General features: G+C 59.7%; 16 protein-coding genes. All 16 read right to left on the bottom strand.

Annotation, left to right across the window (positions count from 1 at the left end; all coding sequences use genetic code 11):
• Positions 1-6 precede the first annotated feature (6 nt).
• The 16 genes from icmH to tssE all read right to left on the bottom strand — a co-directional run bounded on the left by icmH (position 7) and on the right by tssE (position 18,056).
• Positions 7-879 carry a type IVB secretion system protein IcmH/DotU gene (icmH, locus tag ALTERO38_RS17165; RefSeq protein ID WP_148925925.1) on the bottom strand — a complete coding sequence of 291 codons (873 nt, stop codon included), beginning with the start codon at positions 877-879 and terminating at the stop codon, positions 7-9.
• Between the two features lie 5 nt (positions 880-884).
• Positions 885-2,216 (bottom strand): type VI secretion system baseplate subunit TssK, encoded by a 1,332-nt coding sequence (gene tssK, locus ALTERO38_RS17160; RefSeq protein ID WP_148925926.1) that lies wholly within the window; start codon positions 2,214-2,216, stop codon positions 885-887.
• Positions 2,217-2,219: 3 nt separating this feature from the next.
• Entirely contained in the window at positions 2,220-2,699 is a 480-nt protein-coding gene (tssJ, locus tag ALTERO38_RS17155) for a type VI secretion system lipoprotein TssJ (protein ID WP_148925927.1), read from the bottom strand.
• A gap of 5 nt (positions 2,700-2,704) precedes the next feature.
• Entirely contained in the window at positions 2,705-3,898 is a 1,194-nt protein-coding gene (gene tagH / locus ALTERO38_RS17150; RefSeq protein ID WP_148925928.1) for a type VI secretion system-associated FHA domain protein TagH, read from the bottom strand.
• Positions 3,899-3,918: 20 nt separating this feature from the next.
• The gene (locus tag ALTERO38_RS17145; RefSeq protein ID WP_148925929.1) at positions 3,919-4,053 is read right to left on the bottom strand and encodes a type VI secretion protein; all 135 of its coding nucleotides are present in this window, start codon (positions 4,051-4,053) and stop codon (positions 3,919-3,921) included.
• Between the two features lie 187 nt (positions 4,054-4,240).
• Entirely contained in the window at positions 4,241-6,385 is a 2,145-nt protein-coding gene (locus ALTERO38_RS17140; RefSeq protein WP_256663911.1) for a lipase family protein, read from the bottom strand.
• 7 nt (positions 6,386-6,392) lie between these two features.
• Positions 6,393-7,139 (bottom strand): hypothetical protein, encoded by a 747-nt coding sequence (locus ALTERO38_RS17135; RefSeq protein WP_256663910.1) that lies wholly within the window; start codon positions 7,137-7,139, stop codon positions 6,393-6,395.
• Positions 7,140-7,143: 4 nt separating this feature from the next.
• Positions 7,144-7,989: a DUF4123 domain-containing protein gene (locus ALTERO38_RS17130; RefSeq protein ID WP_159969102.1), complete on the bottom strand. Its 846-nt coding sequence runs from the start codon at positions 7,987-7,989 to the stop codon at positions 7,144-7,146.
• Positions 7,986-10,061: a type VI secretion system tip protein VgrG gene (locus ALTERO38_RS17125; protein WP_159969101.1), complete on the bottom strand. Its 2,076-nt coding sequence runs from the start codon at positions 10,059-10,061 to the stop codon at positions 7,986-7,988. The genes ALTERO38_RS17130 and ALTERO38_RS17125 overlap by 4 nt, the downstream gene beginning before the upstream one ends.
• Before the next feature lie 56 nt (positions 10,062-10,117).
• Complete coding sequence (locus ALTERO38_RS17120) at positions 10,118-10,435, bottom strand: YceK/YidQ family lipoprotein (RefSeq protein WP_159969100.1); 318 nt, start codon at positions 10,433-10,435, stop codon at positions 10,118-10,120.
• 16 nt (positions 10,436-10,451) lie between these two features.
• Positions 10,452-11,954: a sigma-54-dependent Fis family transcriptional regulator gene (locus tag ALTERO38_RS17115; RefSeq protein WP_159969099.1), complete on the bottom strand. Its 1,503-nt coding sequence runs from the start codon at positions 11,952-11,954 to the stop codon at positions 10,452-10,454.
• Between the two features lie 10 nt (positions 11,955-11,964).
• Positions 11,965-14,565, bottom strand: coding sequence for a type VI secretion system ATPase TssH (tssH, locus tag ALTERO38_RS17110; protein WP_159969098.1), 2,601 nt, complete (start codon positions 14,563-14,565; stop codon positions 11,965-11,967).
• Positions 14,566-14,575: 10 nt separating this feature from the next.
• Positions 14,576-15,583, bottom strand: a complete 1,008-nt coding sequence (gene tssG, locus ALTERO38_RS17105) for a type VI secretion system baseplate subunit TssG (RefSeq protein WP_159969097.1) — start codon at positions 15,581-15,583, stop codon at positions 14,576-14,578.
• Entirely contained in the window at positions 15,547-17,337 is a 1,791-nt protein-coding gene (gene tssF / locus ALTERO38_RS17100) for a type VI secretion system baseplate subunit TssF (protein ID WP_159969096.1), read from the bottom strand. Before tssF ends, tssG begins: the two co-directional genes overlap by 37 nt.
• Before the next feature lie 28 nt (positions 17,338-17,365).
• Positions 17,366-17,641, bottom strand: a complete 276-nt coding sequence (locus ALTERO38_RS17095; protein WP_159969095.1) for a PAAR domain-containing protein — start codon at positions 17,639-17,641, stop codon at positions 17,366-17,368.
• Positions 17,642-17,651: 10 nt separating this feature from the next.
• Entirely contained in the window at positions 17,652-18,056 is a 405-nt protein-coding gene (tssE, locus tag ALTERO38_RS17090) for a type VI secretion system baseplate subunit TssE (RefSeq protein WP_159969094.1), read from the bottom strand.

Here is an 18,056-nt window from a genome sequence, read left to right as displayed (position 1 = left end):
TCCTTGTTACGGCTTGGGCTCGACCTGAACGGTCGGATCGACGGGTTGATACGGTTGCAGTACGGCATCGCGTTGTTCACCCAGCACCCAGGCGAAGCCCGCATACACCGTTACCAGACAGATCATTGTGAACAGCGCGACCAGCCACCAAGGCACGATACGCACCAGACGCCGACGCGTATCACGCAGCCCCTGCCAGTGCGGCGATACCTCGCGTGGCACGTCGCCGCGCAGCTGGCGGATCTGCCGGTAAAGGCTGTCGCGTACCGCTTCGAGCTCGAGCATGCCGCGTGGCATCACTCGGTATTTGCCTTCGAAACCCAGCGACAAGCACAGATACATCAGTTCCAGCATCGGCAGGTGCTTGACCGGGTTGCGTGAGAGACGCTCGAGCAACTGAAAGAACTTCTCACCGCCGAAGGTTTCGTTGTGGAAGCTCGATAGCAGACTCATCTGCGACCATTCGCTCTCGTTTCCCCAGGGTGTGGTGACGACCGCTTCGTCGATAGCGGTGCATAGCACGTAGCGAGCGGCCATCACCTGACTGCTCTCGGCGCCGTCGTGCAGGGCTCGGTGCTCGAACAGCTTGAGTTCGCCGGACAATCGCTGGTTGAGGGCGTGCAGGTCTTCGCCTTCATAGCTGTGCTTGAGCCGCACGACTTCTGAGAGCAATGAAGATGCTGCCGCGACGAGCGGATTGAGGCTGATATTGAAAGTTTCGGCCGGACGCAGCCGCGCGGCATAGATCATCCGCTCTTCAAGCTGCTCGAATTTGGGCGGGGTGCTGAAGTCAGTCAGCGGGCTCTGTGCCGGGGCGTCGCCGTGGCGATTGAGGATGACTGTCTTGTCGTCCTGTGCGTAGTCCATTTCTCTGATCATGTTGGTCAGTTCCTGATCGCCCAGAATTTCAGCTCAAGCCCGGTAAATTCACCGGACACATGGAAGGCGAAGCCGCCAGAACGCTCCAGCTGCGCCAGCTCCTCGGAGCTGAGTTCCAAAGCAAAGTAGGTCTTGCCGGAATGGAACGGGATCTGCCGTGGCGCGACGGGCAGTGGCTTGACCTTGATTCCCGGCAGATGGAGGTTGACCAGCTGGCGAATACGCTCAACCGGACCGACCTTTAGGTGAGCCGGCAGGCGGGTGCGCAGCTCTTCGGAGTCGCATTGGGCGCTGGCTGCGAGTACGAACGAGGCGCTGCCGAGCAGCTTATGGTCGTGCAACGGCGAGACCTGAATGCCGTATTGACGCTGTTGCAGAAGCAGCTCGATGGCGTGCTGCTCGAGCACCATCGACAGCACTTGGCGAATCGCATCCATCAGCTTGCGGAACGACAGTCCCTGGTCGTTGTGCAGGTAACGGCCATCCAGGCGAGGTCGCTTGGTCTCGCTGGAGAACGTCGCCAGTTCGCCCAGCAATCCCAGCAGCTCACGGTAGATGTGTTCGGGATGGATCCGGTCGATGCCCATGTAATGGCGTAGCACGGGTTCGTAGCGGTTGATCAGTTGCAGCATCATGAAATCACCGACTTCCGCTCCGCCGACTTTACCGGTGGCACGAATACGCTCTGCGAGGATGTCGCCGCGATGGCCGAGCATGCTGATCACTTCTTTCAGGCACGACAGCAGGTAGCTGGACGCCTGAAAGTCGATAAAGGTCGGGATGTACTCAGGGTCGAGGCTGATCACACCGTCTGGCGTGGTGTCGAGGATGTCGCAAAGCTTGAGCTTCACGTAAGCCTGATCGCTCTGCTGCTCGCCCAGCAGCAACCGAAAGTCCGGACGGCCGGTGCTGACTTGACTGCTGCTGCTATCGCCGGCGTTCGAGTCAGTGACTTCTTCGTCGAACGCGGTGTAGCGCGCCAAAACGTCCTTCTGCTCAGGGCGGCGGCTCTCGATGTGATTACCGGTGACAAGCGGTAAAGCCAGATACACCGGCGTGTTGCCAGTGTTGGGCGGCACGTCCAGGGCCAGCGGCTCACGCTCAGCACCGATCTCGAAGAGGCTCCCATCTGGAAGCAGCCCACTCGCCTGGCTAAGCACGAGCTTGCCCATGTTAAGGAACTGACGGTCGATCTCCAGCCAAAAAAAACCCCAGGCGTAGTGACCCAACTTCTGGGTTCGCTGCTTTAGCTGCGCGTCGTAATAGCGGTCGCTTTGCTGGAAGTGCTGAGGACGCAGCAGCATGCCTTCCTGCCATATGACTTTGTTCATGCTCATCGATCAGTCTCCCTTCACGAGCGGATCGATAGCCTTGATTCCGTGCTCATCGAGCCTTAGCTCGATTCGGTTCTGCGCTTTGTGTTGCAGAGGAATGACGAAGCGCCAGCTTGATTCGGGCAAATCGCGATAGGCGGCCAGCACGCCGACGTAGCGGCTGCCATCCTTAACAAACAGCTTGAGGTCGCGCTGCTCGCCCGGACGCAGTTCCAGCTCTTCCTGAATGACGAGGTCCGGCGATAGCGCTTCCTTGGGACGCTGGTAGAGCGAAAAGAAGTCGGCATTCTCGAAGGCCACCGGATGCTTGAGTTCCAGGAGGCGAATCACGACAGGCGAAGGGCGGCCGTTAAGGTCGGGGTTGAGCCTGTCGCTGCCCTGCAGTGACAAGTCCAGCTTGGTCAAGTCAGAGTTGGGCGAGAGGGCAGAGCAGCCACTCAGAACCGCAAGCGCTGCGAGCGCCGCGGCAGGAAAAAAGCGAGACATGAATATCATCCTTGAAGGTCTGTATTGAGCGTGGCGACCAGACGGGCCTGCTCCTCGTAAGCCTGGGCGAAGTCACGAGCGAACAACCGCTCGCTCCAATCGTCGTCGCGTTGCATCGCAGAATGCAGCCGTTTAAAGGCACGCCAGCGGCTACCGGAAGTGGACATAAGCGGCTTGTTATCACGCTCGAAGCGCAGCGCCAGCTGATCCGGTGAAAGCTGCTCAAGGATGCCTTTGACCGCGGAGCGGCTGGCAGCCAGCATGGCTACCTGATGCGCCTGGAGATCACGGTAAGCGCGCCCCATAGCCTGTTCGGCAGGCAGCTGCCCCGACTTTCCACCGCGCAGCAGAAGGGTCAGCGCCTCCCCGCTGTCGATGCTGTGCTTAAGTGGGTTGTTGCCGGCACTCTGCACGGTGGTCAACGACAGGCGCATCTCGTTTTTCAACTCGCCGCGGGTGCGCAACGCCTGTTGCAAACCGCCAACGCTTTGCTTGAGCAAGGCCGCAGCTTTCAGTGCCAGGGCTTGCCGAGCCTCCTCATCCAGATCCGATAGATCCACTCCCAACGCCGTGCTGAAGCGCGTCCAGAAGTCGGGCGGTAGGCGTTCAGGTTCGAGCGTGGCCTTTGGCTGAGTGGCTGGTGCTGGCATCACCAGCTCGGGGACCTGCAAGTTCTCTTCATCGATCTGTGCATAATCGCGCTGCTGGGCTTGCACCCTTGATGGCGCTAGCACTGCGGTCAGATCGTCGGTTTTGGCGTAAGCATGTTCTTGCTGGTCTAGGGCTGTAAGCGGGTCGAGATCGAGAAATGCGTCGTCTGGAATGATGCTGCCAGCGGGCTGCGGTCGGCCGATATTTCCTTCGAAGGAGGCCGGGTCCTGGATCAGGCGAGCCCGGATTTCAAAGTCGCCTAGGCAATACACGCTGCCATGTTCGATTCGCTGCGCCCGGCCTTTGTCCAGGCTGGCGCCTGTGTCCTTGAACTGGATGCCATTGCTGCTGGTGTCGGTAAGGAAAAACGCCCCGTCCCGGTAGCTCACCTCGGCGTGGCGACTGGATACTACACGCTTGCGGTCCGGGATGACCCAGTCGCACTCTTCCGCACGACCAATGATGCCGCCGGCCTGCTTGAACGTCTTGCTGCTGATCAGGCCTGGCGCAAATTGCTGAGCACTGACCATATCGAAAACCAGTTCCATGGTTCCTTTCTCCTGATGGGTCAGTTGCTGCGGGCAGGCGCCTGCGGATCGCCCAATGGGCGATATTCGTCGTCGTTGAACTTATAGTTGCCGGAGCAACCGGCGAGGGCGAGGGATGCGGCGAATAAAACGAGGGCGCAATAGCGGGCTAGCACGCGATTTCCTCCTTGAAAGCGTGTGGGCAAACGGCCCGCTGACCGAATACGGCGAAGCGGGACTCAGGCTGAGTATTGAAGTTCACCCGCTTGTCTGTGTGGGTGAACCGGGTCACGAAAAAGAATGGGGTTGGGATTGAAACGAGAGCTGGGGCTATAAATGTGGCTCGCCGGGGCGTTGCCGGCTCTAGACAAGAGCCCGGACAGGATTTCTCTTGACGGCCGCCAGCCGCTCAGCGGTCTTGTTATCTTCGATGGCACGCCATTGCGCAACCAACTCAGCCAGGTCAGCTCGTTCCGCGTGTTCACCGAATACGCTGCGCGGCGTGACTATGCGCTCCGCCTGCGCTAGCAAGCGTTGCTGCGTGCGGGTAAGTGCTGGGCTTTGTTCGGCCCGCACGCGCTCGCCTTGGTTCACTGCGTCGGCGTAGATGGCGCGCAATTCGATATCCGTTTTGCCATAGAAACGCATCACGCCCCTGCGCCTGATTTCCCAGCGGAATTCATTGAAGGAGCGCGCCTGCCAGCTTTCCAGTAGCTGGGTGGTGCTCAGCAGCTGGGCGTAGATGTCACGGGTTTCAGCTTCGGTGAATAACTTTCCGTTTCGCTCCTCGACGCTGGTATTCCAGCGCAGCAGGTTAGTAAGCGCTGCGCGTGCATAGCCGCGGTCACTCAGATGGTGCGTAGCCGCGAGCGCGAGGCGGTTCGGCATATCACCATCCAGCCCGACTTCCCCGACGTAGCGTGCACAGCTTTGCTCGTCTACCAGCGCACAACCTGGTTGCCATAGCACTGAGGCTTCGCTCCCACCTCCAGGCTTGCGCGGCATAAAATGCCATTGCTCCCCGTGATGCTCGTAGGGGTCGCCTTGAAGGTTGACGATCCCTGCTAGCAGTAACGCAATGCCGGTGATCGGTGAGCTGTACGCCAGAGCTGCTCCGGGAAGCGCCAGCTTCCACTCCGCGTCCATCCACGGCAGTGGAAGGGCTGGGACCGGATCGTTGTGGTTGACGATACGGTGATGGGTTAGGGATTGGGCTGCGTTAACGAAGGCTGCGTCGCCCGCACGTGGGGCGCCGAAGGTGTATAGAACGACTTTTGGTTTTGTGGGTTTGCGACGTAGCCATTCGGCGACTAAAAGCGCTATTGCTCCACCAAGGCTGTGGCCGCAGACGACTAGCGTTTGCTCGCCCGTATAAAAAGCGTTGAGGTAACGTTCCACAAAAGGCTTCGCTGCCTGGAAGCCCCTATAGAAGCCGCGGTGTGCTTGACCTTCACCCTCTTCGTAAGGCACTTGGCGAGCGTCTGCGTCTCGACTGGCATCTGCTAGAAGCTCCTGCGTGCCCCGAATAGAGATCAACACGATTTTGTCGCTGTGGGTGATGAACGCTTGGGTATTTGTGTTCGTTTCGTTATCTGTATCGTGCAGGAAGTGCACATCCTCTGGATTTCGCCAGCCCTCCTGTACTTCCTTTTCGTAGCGCGTCGGATCGTAAGGCATGATCTCGAGGCGCTTTGAATATGGGACTTCTTCACAGAGCAGGTGATAGGGGGAGGCGGTATTGAATTGCGTTGGCCGAATCCGACGCCCTAACTGGTTCTGAAGTACGTATCCGATGCTGCCAAGCGATGTATAGGGCGGCGGCGCTGAGTGGTAAGGATTGGTAGCTGCACTGAAAGGCGCGTAGACGAAAGCGCTCATGACCGCAAGGTGATAGGCGTTCAGCGCGCAGAAATCAGCGCCACGGGAAAGCAGCGGGCTATAGGCGCGTAGCGCCTTTATCTCGATGACATGGTGCCTGCTGCAACCAAGAGCAATACCAGGCTTACAAGCTGCTGGGCCTGCGTTAAGTTTTAGTGAAGACTGAGTGGTCCAATTTTTGTCTGGAGCTGGAAGGTGGCCCTTGCTCTCTACGAAATCGCTTACTTCGGCCCGTATGAAATAAGCATTTTCTTTCGTTGCGCGCTCTTTTGCTAGATAGGTTTGTCCATCAGTGCGGCGAGGCCCTGCCGATGATTGCTCCGCTGCAACCTGAAGTGCTGAAAGAGGAATGGGAAACTGTTCTCTGTTGCACAGCCCCGCATACCAAGAATCGTCGCCGGTGTAATCATCTTGGCAGAATAAAACCATGGGTCCGCTATGAACGTTATCCACACGTGCATAGCCGTCGTCGTCTAGTGTTGCCGAATGATCAAATCCTTGGCTATCCGTTAGCCTGCAAGCGAGTCCAGCGTAAGGTTGGCCGTTCCCGTACTCGTCTACTAGGCGAAAGCTAATCCAAACGAAGCGAATCGGGCATTGGAGTACAGTCTGTGGTGTGGAGTTACTCATCCCTTAGTCACTCCGTGCAGTCCGGGTAAACCGTACAAGTACGGTCATCCATTTTAAATTCAAGGAACTTTGGCGGGGCTGTACAAAGCTCTTCAAACCTTGTTCCCCAGCGGCCCGTGCATGGCTTCCAGCCCGTTGCAGTTTTTTTCCAATAGTTCTTCATATAGGGTCGATCGTTACTGGCCACCTCTAGGTTTAACGTTATATTTTGTTTTGGAAGAACGTTGCGCATCAAATGAGCACCCGCGCCTTTGCAATCCAGAGTTTTTGCTATTCCTAGCTCAAGCTTGCTGATTTGGAAAAGCCAGGAACATTGGGCTGTTTTAGGTGAAGATCCATCTAAGGTAGAGGCATTTGGCGGCAATCCGTCTACGACAATCAATTCGCCGTTATCGTACGTTTTCTGCCAGTCTTGCTGTCCATACTTTGCATGGATAAAAAGCCCAACCCTAGTCAATTGCAGCTCACAAAGTCCGTCGCGATAACTAACTGGAATCTCGAACTCATACCCATGTGGCAAGTTTTCGTACTCTTTCTTAAAACCCTTGACATGACCGCGTCCACTGCATCCCTCGGATCCGCCGTAATGCGCTTGGGCTTTCAGTGCGAAGTTAGCCGGTAGCTCACCTTTCAAAGTAAAGGTTTCTGCGCCGACCGAACCGAGCGTGCTGCAACCGCTGAGCAGAAGGCCAAACAGTACAGACCATGCGTGAATGGGCAGGAAGCGGCTCCGAGAAAAGGTGTGAGACGTCATCTGATCAACCCTGTGCTGAACGGCTTGAAGTCAGCACTGCACTGACTCGTGAATAGTGGGCTTCTGGTGTTTCCTTTTCAGCCGGCAGCCAGGCTGGATGGTCCGCCAGTGCGGGGTCGAGCTGGTAGCGCAGCAGGAAGTGCAGTTGCGGCTCGCTGTGCCAGCGCCATTTCTTCGCTTTGTCGAGTTGACGGTCTAGCCATTCGCTCAGCACTCGAGTCTCTGCGAGATTGGTGGTCGCATGTGTGTGGTTCTCCCATAGCCACAACTCGAGATTGTGGTGTGTCACAGCGCGCCTTACGTGCTCGGGTTCTGGGATAGACAACCATGGTTTTTCGAAGGGTTCGGGGTACTCGCCTGGTTGCTCGTTATCGAACCATTGCCAGTCGTGATCATCCCAGCAGAGCGCGCTTGTCAGCGGACCAAGCAGCAGAGGGCGTTGAGAGGCGTCCAGTTCGGCGAGGTGACGCGCGACTATTCGGTTGTCCTGGAACCGATAGAGCGACCGTTGCCCCTGCTCGTCGGCGAAGATGCGGGCTCGCCAGTGTTGCTTGAGCGCCGCGAGGTCTACGTGTTCGACGCTGGCGAGCCAGCCCCAATTCTGCTCCGGTGCGTCGGTGAGCGACGCTAGCTGCGTGAGGTTCAGCTCGTTCAGCACTATCAGCCAGGGGCCCACGCTGGCCATCTCGGCGACCTCGATGCCCTGATAGAGATTTGCGTAGCTGTGTACCAGGTCTGCTGAGAACAAGCCTGGCAGCGGATCGGGTTCTGCCAGGCTATCGATAACGAGCAGCAACCGTCGGTTCTGGACTTGTTGCTCGCTGAGCCAGTGTTCAACCCTCTCGCTCATCGACCTGCTCCAATTTCACACATACCCGCGCGGCACGCTTCGCATATTGGGCAGCGACTGGCGCCGATCTGACGAGCTTTGCGCGCCAGCTGCAGCTGGGTATTGGCCAGCGCTAGCCTGGGCGTGGCGCCAGCTTTGTCCTGATCCGCAGCCCAGGGAATCTGCGGAGCAAGAATACTTATGCCCGAGCCTCTGCCGGGCGCGCCACCCGAATTCATCTTGATGGTCGCGCCGTTCAACGTGACGCCACTTGGGTCAAGTTTGAGGAAGCTGCCGCCGCCTGTGGCAGTGAGTTCCATGCCGGCGTCGATCACGACTTTGCTTCCGGCGTAGTAGTGGATCTCGTCTCCCGCCTCGACGAACTGCCCGGTGCCGATCTTCACGTGTTGGGTGTTGCCCACGGTAAGGTGGTCATTTGCGCGAATTTCCGTCTTACGATCGGCGTGGTTGGTGCGGTGTTCCTCTGCCTTGAATTCGCTGTAGCTGTTGGCCTCGACGGTGTCGTGGCGTTCGTGCCCGATGCGGATCTTCTGGTCGTGCTCGATGTTTTCGTCCCAGTCGCGCTGGGCGTGAACGTAGATTTGCTCGGCACCTTTGCGGTCTTCGATACGTAATTCGTTGTCGCCACCACCGCCGGGCGAGCTCAGGGTCTTGAAGACGGTACGGGTCTTGTTAGCAGGCAGGTCGTAAGGGACTACATGTTCCTTGTGGTATAGGCAGCCTGTGACCAGAGGCTGGTCGGGGTCGCCTTCGAGGAATGTCACCAGCACCTCCATGCCTACCCGCGGGATGGCGATGCTGCCGTAGCGGTCGCCGGCCCAGCTTGAGGAAACACGCAGCCAACAACTGGTTTTGTCGTCGGCCTGGCCTTCGCGATCCCAGTGGAACTGGACTTTTACCCGGCCGTACTCGTCGCAGTGGATTTCTTCACCGGCAGGGCCAGTGACCACGGCGGTCTGGCTACCGAGCACCTTTGGCTTGGGGTGCTTCAGGGCTGGCCGATAGAGAATGTCCCAGGGCGTGGCGGTGAACAGGTTGCGGTAACCCTGGGTGAAACCGTCCCGTGGCAGGCTGTCGCTCGTTACCGACTCCTCCAATACTTGCGGCTGTTTGCCTTCGTGGAGGATTTCGTTGAGCAGCCAGAGTTGGTTCCAGTCACCGCGCGGGTGCTCGCTCATGGCGAGGAAGTGGCCAGTGATCAGCAGCGGTTGGTCGCTCTCGCCCTCAGCCAGCTCATAGTCGCTGCGGTGGCGTTCCAGAGCGCGTTGCGACAGGTGCTTGCCTCGGGTTCGCTCGGTGAAGCGACCGGGATAGTCGTAATCTTCCAGGTCCGGTTGGAATTCGCTCTGGAAGGCACCTTCCATAATCAGGCGCGGTTTCTCAAAGTCGTAGTCGCGCCGGGTGACACGGCTGGTGCGGGTCTCGGCCCGCAGACCGAAGCGCTTGATCACCGGCTGGTCGGCGACCAAGCCGGAATCCTGCTGATACGCCACTGGCGCGAGCTTGGGAAAGCTCGTCTGGTCGTCACCAAACACCAGCACATGGCCCTCAGCGCTGTGCTGGAAGTGGTAGTGAATGCCTTCTTCCTCGCACAGACGCTGAATGAAGTGCAGGTCGGTCTCGTCGTACTGCACGCAATAGTCGCGCTCCGGATACACAGAACCGAGCCCGAAGCGAAAGGCGTTGGCCTGAATGCCATGCTCCTCTAGCACCTGGGCGATGATCTTCTCCACCGTGAGGTGCTGAAAGATGCGCTGGTTGACGCGGTGAGCCAAGTAGGCCAGCTGTGGGCGCAGGGTGACGTGATAGCGCGTCAGACGCTTCCCGGAGTCGCCCTGGGCAACGCGGTAGATCAGACCATGAATGCCGTTACCGGCTGGTGAAAGTGCCAGGAAAGCTGCCTGATGCAGCAGGCTTTCCAGGTCCAGATCTGGGCGCTCGCTGACCAGTTCCAGCTCGAAAGCGAACGGCTGCGATAGCGCTTCTCGGCCTTTGAATTCGAGAATCTGGAGGTCGTGCTCGATGCCTTCTATGGCGAGGCTGAAATGGTTGTCATTGGCCGGGTTGAACATATGGGGATCCTTGTTCGGTGGGGCTTCCGTGGAGTCTTGATGGCAGGGTAGCGAGGCTAGCGATTACCGGCCGGGGGAACTGCGATGTTGATCAAGTCAATGGGTAGCAGCACCGTATCGATTGCCGCGTCGAGCGGTACCGAAAGAAGAGTTCCTGGAACGCAGACGACTGCCAAGTAGCAGAAGATGGTTGCGACATATTCCGGGTTGTAAGGCTCGCCCGCGCCGGTTAGGCCAAGAAATGCAGCGTCCTGTTGGAGTCCTGGATAAAGATCTCCCTGGCTGTTTGATCGACCTATGAGTGTGCCGCACCCTGTCAAGGGCATCAGAATGCCAGCCAGGGCAGCGGCAATCAGGTAACTCCGAAAACTCATGCTCATCTCCTTGAGCTCAAAGTCTGCTGGCGTTAACACCCAGGCGTTCCATGCGATAGAGCAGGGTGCGGCGCGGCAGCCCTAGTTCTCGCGCGGCTTGACTCTGGTTGCCGCCGTTCTTACGCAAGCAATCAATCAGCAGGTTGCGTTCGACCCGTTCAAGCCTCGCGCGCAAATCCAAGGTGCTATCCAGGTCGTTGTCCATGGTTCGCAGGCTGAAATGTTCCGGTAATAATTCGCCTCCGTCGCACAGGAGTACGGCGCGTTCGACCAGCCCCTTGAGCTCGCGCACGTTGCCGGGAAACGAATAATCGGCCAGTTGTTCAAGCGCCGCGTCCGACCAGCGCACGCTATCGCGCTGCAGAAAACCGCAGGCCTTGTCGGCGAAATGACGGGCTAGACGAAGGACGTCCTGATGGCGGTCCCTAAGCGGCGGCAACTCGATCGGAAAGATGGACAGGCGGTAGTACAGGTCTTCACGAAATCGACCCTCCTCGACTCGCTTGTGCAGGTCCTGATGAGTTGCGGCGACGATTCGGACGTCAACTTTATGGGTGCGCGTGCTGCCAAGCGGTCGGACCTCGCCTTCCTGCAGTACGCGCAGCAGCTTGGCTTGTAGGGTCAGCGGCATGTCGCCAATTTCGTCGAGGAACAAAGTGCCGCCGTCGGCTGCGTCGAACAGACCCTCATGGTCGCGCTCGGCGCCAGTGAAGGCGCCTTTTCGATAGCCGAACAGCTCGCTTTCGAGCAAATGTTCGGGCAGGGCAGCACAGTTCTGCACGATGAAGGCTTGGCTGCGCCGCGAGCCGCACTCGTGTATCGCACGAGCCACGAGTTCCTTACCGGTACCTGTTTCACCTGTCAGCAGAACACTGACCGGGTTGTGCAGGACTTTGCCTATCAGCCCGTAAACCGCCCGCATGCGCGGGCTCTCACCAATTAGCCCGTACCCACTGGCACAAGGGCGCGGAGGGGTTTTCTCTTCAGGTGCAGGTTGCGCTGCGCCGCGCAGTCTATGTAGCAGATGAGCCTGGCCGAGGGCGAAACGGCCAAGGTTGGTCAAGGTTTCGGCTGCAATGGCGAGGTCCTGGGTAGCGGTACTGGCAGCCACCATCAGCCCGATGACATGACCTTCGGCGTTTTCCAACGGTAGGCAGAGCAGGCTGCGCCAAGGGCGCGACGATTCAGGAAGAAAACCGGTCTCATGCAGGTTGGCGTCCAGCGGGACGATGCTCAACTGGTGATTCTGGCTGAGACAGTACTGCAGCAGTTGTTCGTCCCGGTAGTCGCTGGGCAGGCTCGCGGTTTCTTGCCGCCGCGAGCCTTCGAACCATTCTGCCGACAGGGTCAGACGTGTGTGGGTTGCGTCTAGCAAGTAGAGCTGAGCGAGCGGGCAGCTAGCCAGCTGCGCTGCGATTTCTACCAGTCCGTTCAACCAGCCGCTTGTATCGGGCGTCCAGGCCAGCTCGGCTAAGCGATCCAGTAGCGCACTGGTAGGCGTGGATTGCCCAGTGAGCATTGGCGGGACCTTAAGCGAACTCACAGACCACCGTCCCGCTGCCGTCGAGGGTTGCATGCACACGTTGCAATGCTTGGCCACTCGCTATGGCGTCGAGCAGCCGATCGACGACCAGTGGCTGCAAATGCTGATCGATCAAATGATCGATCAGGCGCGCACCGCTGTCGCTGTGAGTGCAGCGCTCGGCCAGGTTCTCGACCAACGCCTCGCAGTGGCTGAACTGCAGCTGGCGACGCGAGAGCCGCTCGCCAAACCTCGACAGCTTGAGCGCGACCAGTTCGTTTAGCACTTCGCCCTGGATCGGGTAGTAGGGCACAACGCGCATGCGGGCAAGCAGGGCCGGTTTGAAATGCTGGATCAGCGCAGCTCGAATCGCCAGCTCCAGGTCTTCCGTCTCTGGTCGCTGGCCGCCTTGGCAAAGATCGGCGATACGATCGCTCGCGAGGTTGCTGGTCATCAGGATTAGGGTGTTGCGGAAGTTGATCTCCCGTCCTTCACCGTCGTTGGCTACGCCCTTGTCGAAGATCTGGTAGAAGACGTTCATTACGTCCGGATCGGCTTTCTCGACTTCATCAAGCAGCACGACCGAGTACGGCTTCTGGCGAACGGCCTCGGTGAGCATGCCGCCTTCGCCGTAACCTACATAACCCGGCGGCGCCCCGATCAGGCGGGATACGGTGTGTTTTTCCTGAAACTCGGACATGTTGATTGTGGTGAGGAAACGTTCGCCGCCATAGAGCAGGTCGGCCAAGGCGAGTGCGGTTTCGGTCTTGCCTACGCCGCTTGGGCCTACCAGCAGAAAGACGCCGACCGGCGCATCGGGCTTGTTCAGTCCAGCAGCCGTGGCTCGCATGGAGCGGTCCAGTGCTTCGATGGCCTGTTCCTGCCCGCGCACACGTTGGCGCAGATCAGCAGCAAAGCTGAGTACCTTGCTGTTGTGCTCGCGCGCCAGCTGGGAGAGCGGTACGCCGGTCCAGTGGCTGATAACTTCAGCCACTAGGCGAGGGCAGACCTCGAAACTCACCAGCCGCTCGGCGGCTTGGGCACTTGCAAGCTCTACCTGAAGGTCCCTTAGCTCGGCTTCGAGCTGTTCAAGATCAGGACGGGTTTCGTCATCGGATACGCTCTCGGGCGATGTTCGAGCAGTCGCGCATTGCTTGCGCAGATCCAATAGCCTCTCGGCCAGCGCACGCTGAGCGGACCAGCGGGTTTCCAGCTGCTCGAGTTCTGCGCGGGCTGCCGCCAGTCGCGTTTCCAGGCCGTCGAGGATGTCGGTGTCAACGTGCAAGCCTGCATCGAGGTCACGGTGCAGCGCGAATCCCTGGCGTTCGGCCTCGGCGATCTCGCCGCGCAAGCGCTCAAGAGCTTCGGGTGCGGCCGCAAGGCTGATGCGTACCCGGGCGCAGGCGGTGTCTAGAACATCCACGGCCTTGTCGGGCAATTGGCGGCCGGCCAGGTAGCGGGCCGATAGCTCTGCGGCGGCCACGACGGCGTCGTCGCGCAGGTAAATGCCGTGGCTCTTTTCATACACCGGTGCGAGGCCGCGCAGGATGGTCACTGCTTCGTCTACGGTGGGCTCGTGAAGCTGGACGGGCTGGAAGCGTCGTGCGAGGGCCGGGTCCTTCTCGAAATACTTCTTGTATTCGCTCCAAGTGGTAGCCGCGATGGTGCGCAACTCGCCTCGGGCCAATGCCGGCTTGAGCAAGTTGGCGGCATCGCCACTGCCAGCCTGGCCGCCAGCGCCGATCAGGGTGTGGGCTTCATCGATGAACAGGATGATCGGCTTGGGCGAGGCTTTGACCTCGTCGATAACGCCTTGCAGCCGCCGTTCGAATTCGCCTTTCACGCTCGCGCCTGCCTGCAGCAAACCAAGGTCCAGGCACAGCAGCTCGACGTCCTTTAGCGCGTCAGGCACTTCACCATTGGCAATGCGCAGCGCCAGCCCTTCGACGATGGCAGTTTTACCGACGCCTGCTTCGCCGACCACGATCGGGTTGCTCTTGCGACGGCGCGCAAGGATGTCGATCATCTGGCGGATCGCCGCGTCGCGGCACAGCACCGGGTCAAGCTTGCCGTCGCGGGCTTGCTGGGTGAAATTGTGAGTGAATCGTGACAGGTTGGATTCGCCCGCTGGCGCGGACTTACCGGCGGCCGGCTGTGGTTGCTGAGCCAATGCGAACTCGCGCAGCCGTTCGGCGTTCAGGCGCGACAGTAGCGGTTGGTAGTGGCTGCCGGCGTAACGCATCGGGTTGCGCAGCAGTGCCAGGATCAGCGCGGCTTGGTCGATCTGGCTCTGGCCGAGTTCAAGGTTCCCGACCAAAAGAGCGTCCTGCAGCCACTGCACCAGTTCTGCCGAAAACACCGGGTTGCGCGATTCACTGTGTTCGCCACGCGGTTGCAACGCTTGGGAGAGCGCGCCTGCGTCGACATCGGCGTCCTGGAGCGCGCGCGTCAGCAAACCTTCGGGTCGCTCCAACAATCCGAGCAGCAGGTCTTCGAGGAGAATTTTGCTGCCGCCACGCACCGCACAGCGCTCGGCTGCAGTTTCGAGATCGCGCTTGGTCTCGGCGTCGAGTGCCTGAACCAGTTGTTGAAGGTCTACGTTAATCATTTCATCGTCCTTAATGAGTCTGGCTGCCCAGGGTGACCATGCCGTCGGCGCATTCGCTGCCAAGCCAGCTGGTCCAGCCAAGGCGACAGGGGTTTTCGGCGCCGATGCGCATTTCGCGGATTTCGTCGCGGCGCAGTTCCAGGCGTATGTCGTAGTCGAGGGGGTCGCGCAGGGTGAAGCGAACCAGCGCGCAGAGCGGCTGGTAGCCGCTGCCTACAGGCAGGAATTCGTGGAAGCGGTCCCAGCTGAGCTGGCGAATGTGGATGCGGAATTTGCCGCCGCGATCGCGTACCCGATCACCGAGCACCAGGCTCTCGCCGAGCTGACTGTTGGCGAGCCCCAGGCGATTCTGTTGCTCGGCAAGTATTTCGACCTGACGCTCCAGACACTGCTCGATGCGCAGGTCGGCATGCTTGAAGTAGTAGCGCAGCACCGACTCGATCAACGCGGCCGAATGCGCCCGCAGGCTGAGAAGACCCAAATAGGGCAGCAAGCGCTTCCAGTTGAGCTCGGAGGCGGCCCGGATCTGTTCACCGCCCAGGCCGATCAGGGCAAACAGCTGTTCGGACAGTGGATCGCGCGCGCCGCTGGTAAAGCGCGCGCGGTAGCGGTACTTCTGCCAGATCGGCAGCATCAAACGCTGCAAGCGGTTGTTGAATAGGTCGAGGAAGTCGCGTGTCGGGTTTCCTTCGGTGCTGTCGCCCAGGGCCTGCTCACCATAGAACGCTGGCAGTGGCGATCCGGCACCCAACAGGCTGACCAGATTTATGCGCAGGCGTGCACGTAGCTCGCAGCGCTCCTGAAAAAACTCAACGCGATCGACGTCACTGCCGGGAAACCCCAGGCTCGGGTTGGCCTGGAACTCAAGGTGCTCGTAGAGCGCCTCTTCGTCCAGATCGGGATGTGCTGCCTTCAGACGGTCCATCACCAGTAGCACACCCTGGAACAGGCTGTACTCGCGGATGCCCCGGCTGATCCGGTTTAGAGCAGGGGTTGCTGCCCCATGCGCGGCGTCCATTGGTACACCTCTCCTTGTGTGCTCCTGACGCGCAGCTCGTGATACGAGTTGAGGCTGGCGTACAGCGCAAAGAATTCATTAAGTATCGAAGCGAAAAGGAACAGATCGCCTTCGCCCAGATAACCCTCTGGGTCCATCACCAGTTCGGTGCGCACGCCACGAACTGGCAGGCCACGGTGCAGCCGATCGACGTGTTGATGGCCGATCTGCTTGAGCCCACCGAGCAGGCGTTTGCTGACCTTTTCGGCGTGCTGGTCGTAGTAGCGCGGTAGGTCATAGGTTTCGAGGATGACTTTGAGCGCCTCGACGTTGGCCAGCGACAGGTAGTTGAGCGACATATTGCTGATCAGCTTCCAGAGAAAGTCGCGGTGCAATGGCGGCGCGTAGCTGGGCGTGACTGGGCTGATGTTCCGGAAGGTCAGGAATTCCGGCGTGTCTTCGCTGGGCAGGCAGATGTCACCCAGCCGAAGTTGGCGCGGCAGGTTCTGGTTGGTGCAGGTAAGTTCGATGGACAGTGTCTCGTGTTGGTCGAGATTGCGCAGGCCGAAGCTAAGGTATGTCTCTAGCCCATCGCCTAGCATTGACGGCTGCTGGCGCACGCTGTAATGCGGTCGCGCCACGGGCACGTCGAAACTCGGGTCGTGCTCGAAGGACTCAAATGGCACGTATTCTTCATAGCCCATGCCGCCGGGCTTCCAGCCGGTGACGCGGTCGACCGAAAATACACCGCAGTGGTTGCTATTAAGTTCCGATGGCAGCAACAGATACTGGTCCTGCTTGCCGTCCAGGCGAATCGGGATGGCGTCGTGCTCAAACAGGTTCACCACTGGCGTGCAATACAGACGCACGTTTTCCAGTGTCGGGCGGATTCGCTGCACGCCGGCCTTGTGAATGTCGAAGCGCAGTTCGAAGCCCCGGGCCTGTTCCAACACTTCTTGCGGCAGGCGCCTCAGTGCATCGAGGCCCAGCAGGTCGATGAACAGGAACTTCTCCTGAAAGGCGAAGTATTCCTGCAGGTAGCGATAACCGCGGAAGGTGTTAAGCGGGTAGGGGATCAGCGCCTGGTCTTCGGTAAATCCCACCGGTTGCAACTTCGTCGGATCGATATGGAGCGCGGGCAGGTCAATACCGAAACCGTCGGTAAAGGGTTTTCCCTTCGCATCCAGCGCGACCAGCTGCACGCCAGCGACATTGCGCAGCAGGCTCAGGTAGAGCATCTGACTGATGTAGCGCTCGCCAGCAAGATGAAGGCGCAGCTGCTTGAGGTTCAACTCGCCGAGATGACCGTCGGCCGTCATCTGCAGGCGAAGACTGAGCAGTGCGCCGCGGCCCTTGACCGAATAATCCAGCCCGTCGAGCGCCAACGGCAACACTTCAGTGGCGTAAGCGGTGCGAAAACGGCAGGTCACACCCTGGATCGGCTTGGATTCGACCGGCGTGTTGCGCGGCACCATGAGTGCTGGCCCTGGGCGTTTGACCGGGTCGAACTGCAACATGCTGAACGCCGGTAGAGGGCGCATGTAGTTTGGCCACAGCAGGTGCATCAACGAGTGGGTCAGCTCCGGCAGCTCGTCATCGAGCTTCTGCCGCAGCCGGCCCGTGAGAAAGGCAAAGCCTTCCAGCAGCCGCTCGACGTCCGGGTCACGCCCCGCTTGTCCCAGAAACGGCGCCAGCGCCGGGCTGCGCTCGGAGAAGCGCTTGCCGAGTTGGCGCAGGGCGGTGAGTTCGCTCTGGTAGTAGTTGTTGAAAGACATCAGCCGGCCATCCCTGTAATACGCATGGTCAACCGCCAATCACAATGGTGCTGGATCCGGCGATCACCGGATTGCCGTGATCACCCGTCGTACCTACCGTAGTAGCCGGCTTGCCGTTAATCAGCACTGTTGGGATGACTGCACTGGCCAATGCGCTGCCGCAGGACGTCGGGTCGCCCATACGGGCGGCAGGCATGCCGTCGAGTAGCACGTCAGGAGAGCCGGCTGCGATCGGGTTGGTTCCGTGGCCCTTTTTCGGGCAATCGGTGGGGTCTCCCTGGCGGGCTGCGGGTTTACCAGACATCAGGCTCTCCTTAGTGGACTTTCACTTGTCCGCTGCCATCCAGGCTCGCGGAGAAACTCACGTGACGCTTGAATCCGTCGATTTCCAGCAGGCCTTCGATGGCGAAAGACAGGCTCAGTGGATCGTGGTCGCGGGGCAGGGATATCACCCGGACCTGGCTCAAGCGCGGTTCGTACGCCTCGATGAAGCGTTCGATGGCGATGCGCGCCTGTTGCAACGAGTCGTGCAACGACAGGCGCATATCGTTCAAATCGGGCAACCCGTAGTCGGGCAACGTCTGCACGCTGCCCGCTCGGGTGCTGAGCATTTTGGCCAGATGGGCAGCCACCGAAGCCATTGCCGCGACTTCGCGACTCCAGCCGGCGCGCTTGTCGGCGTCACCTCCGAGGCGTTCGAAAAGGCTGCCGTAGGCCAT

This window comes from Pseudomonas sp. 9Ag (assembly GCF_902506445.1).
Classification (GTDB): Bacteria; Pseudomonadota; Gammaproteobacteria; order Pseudomonadales; family Pseudomonadaceae; genus Stutzerimonas; species Stutzerimonas stutzeri_AB.
Note: the sequence above shows the minus strand (reverse complement) of the source record. Positions and strands in the feature narration are given on the sequence as shown.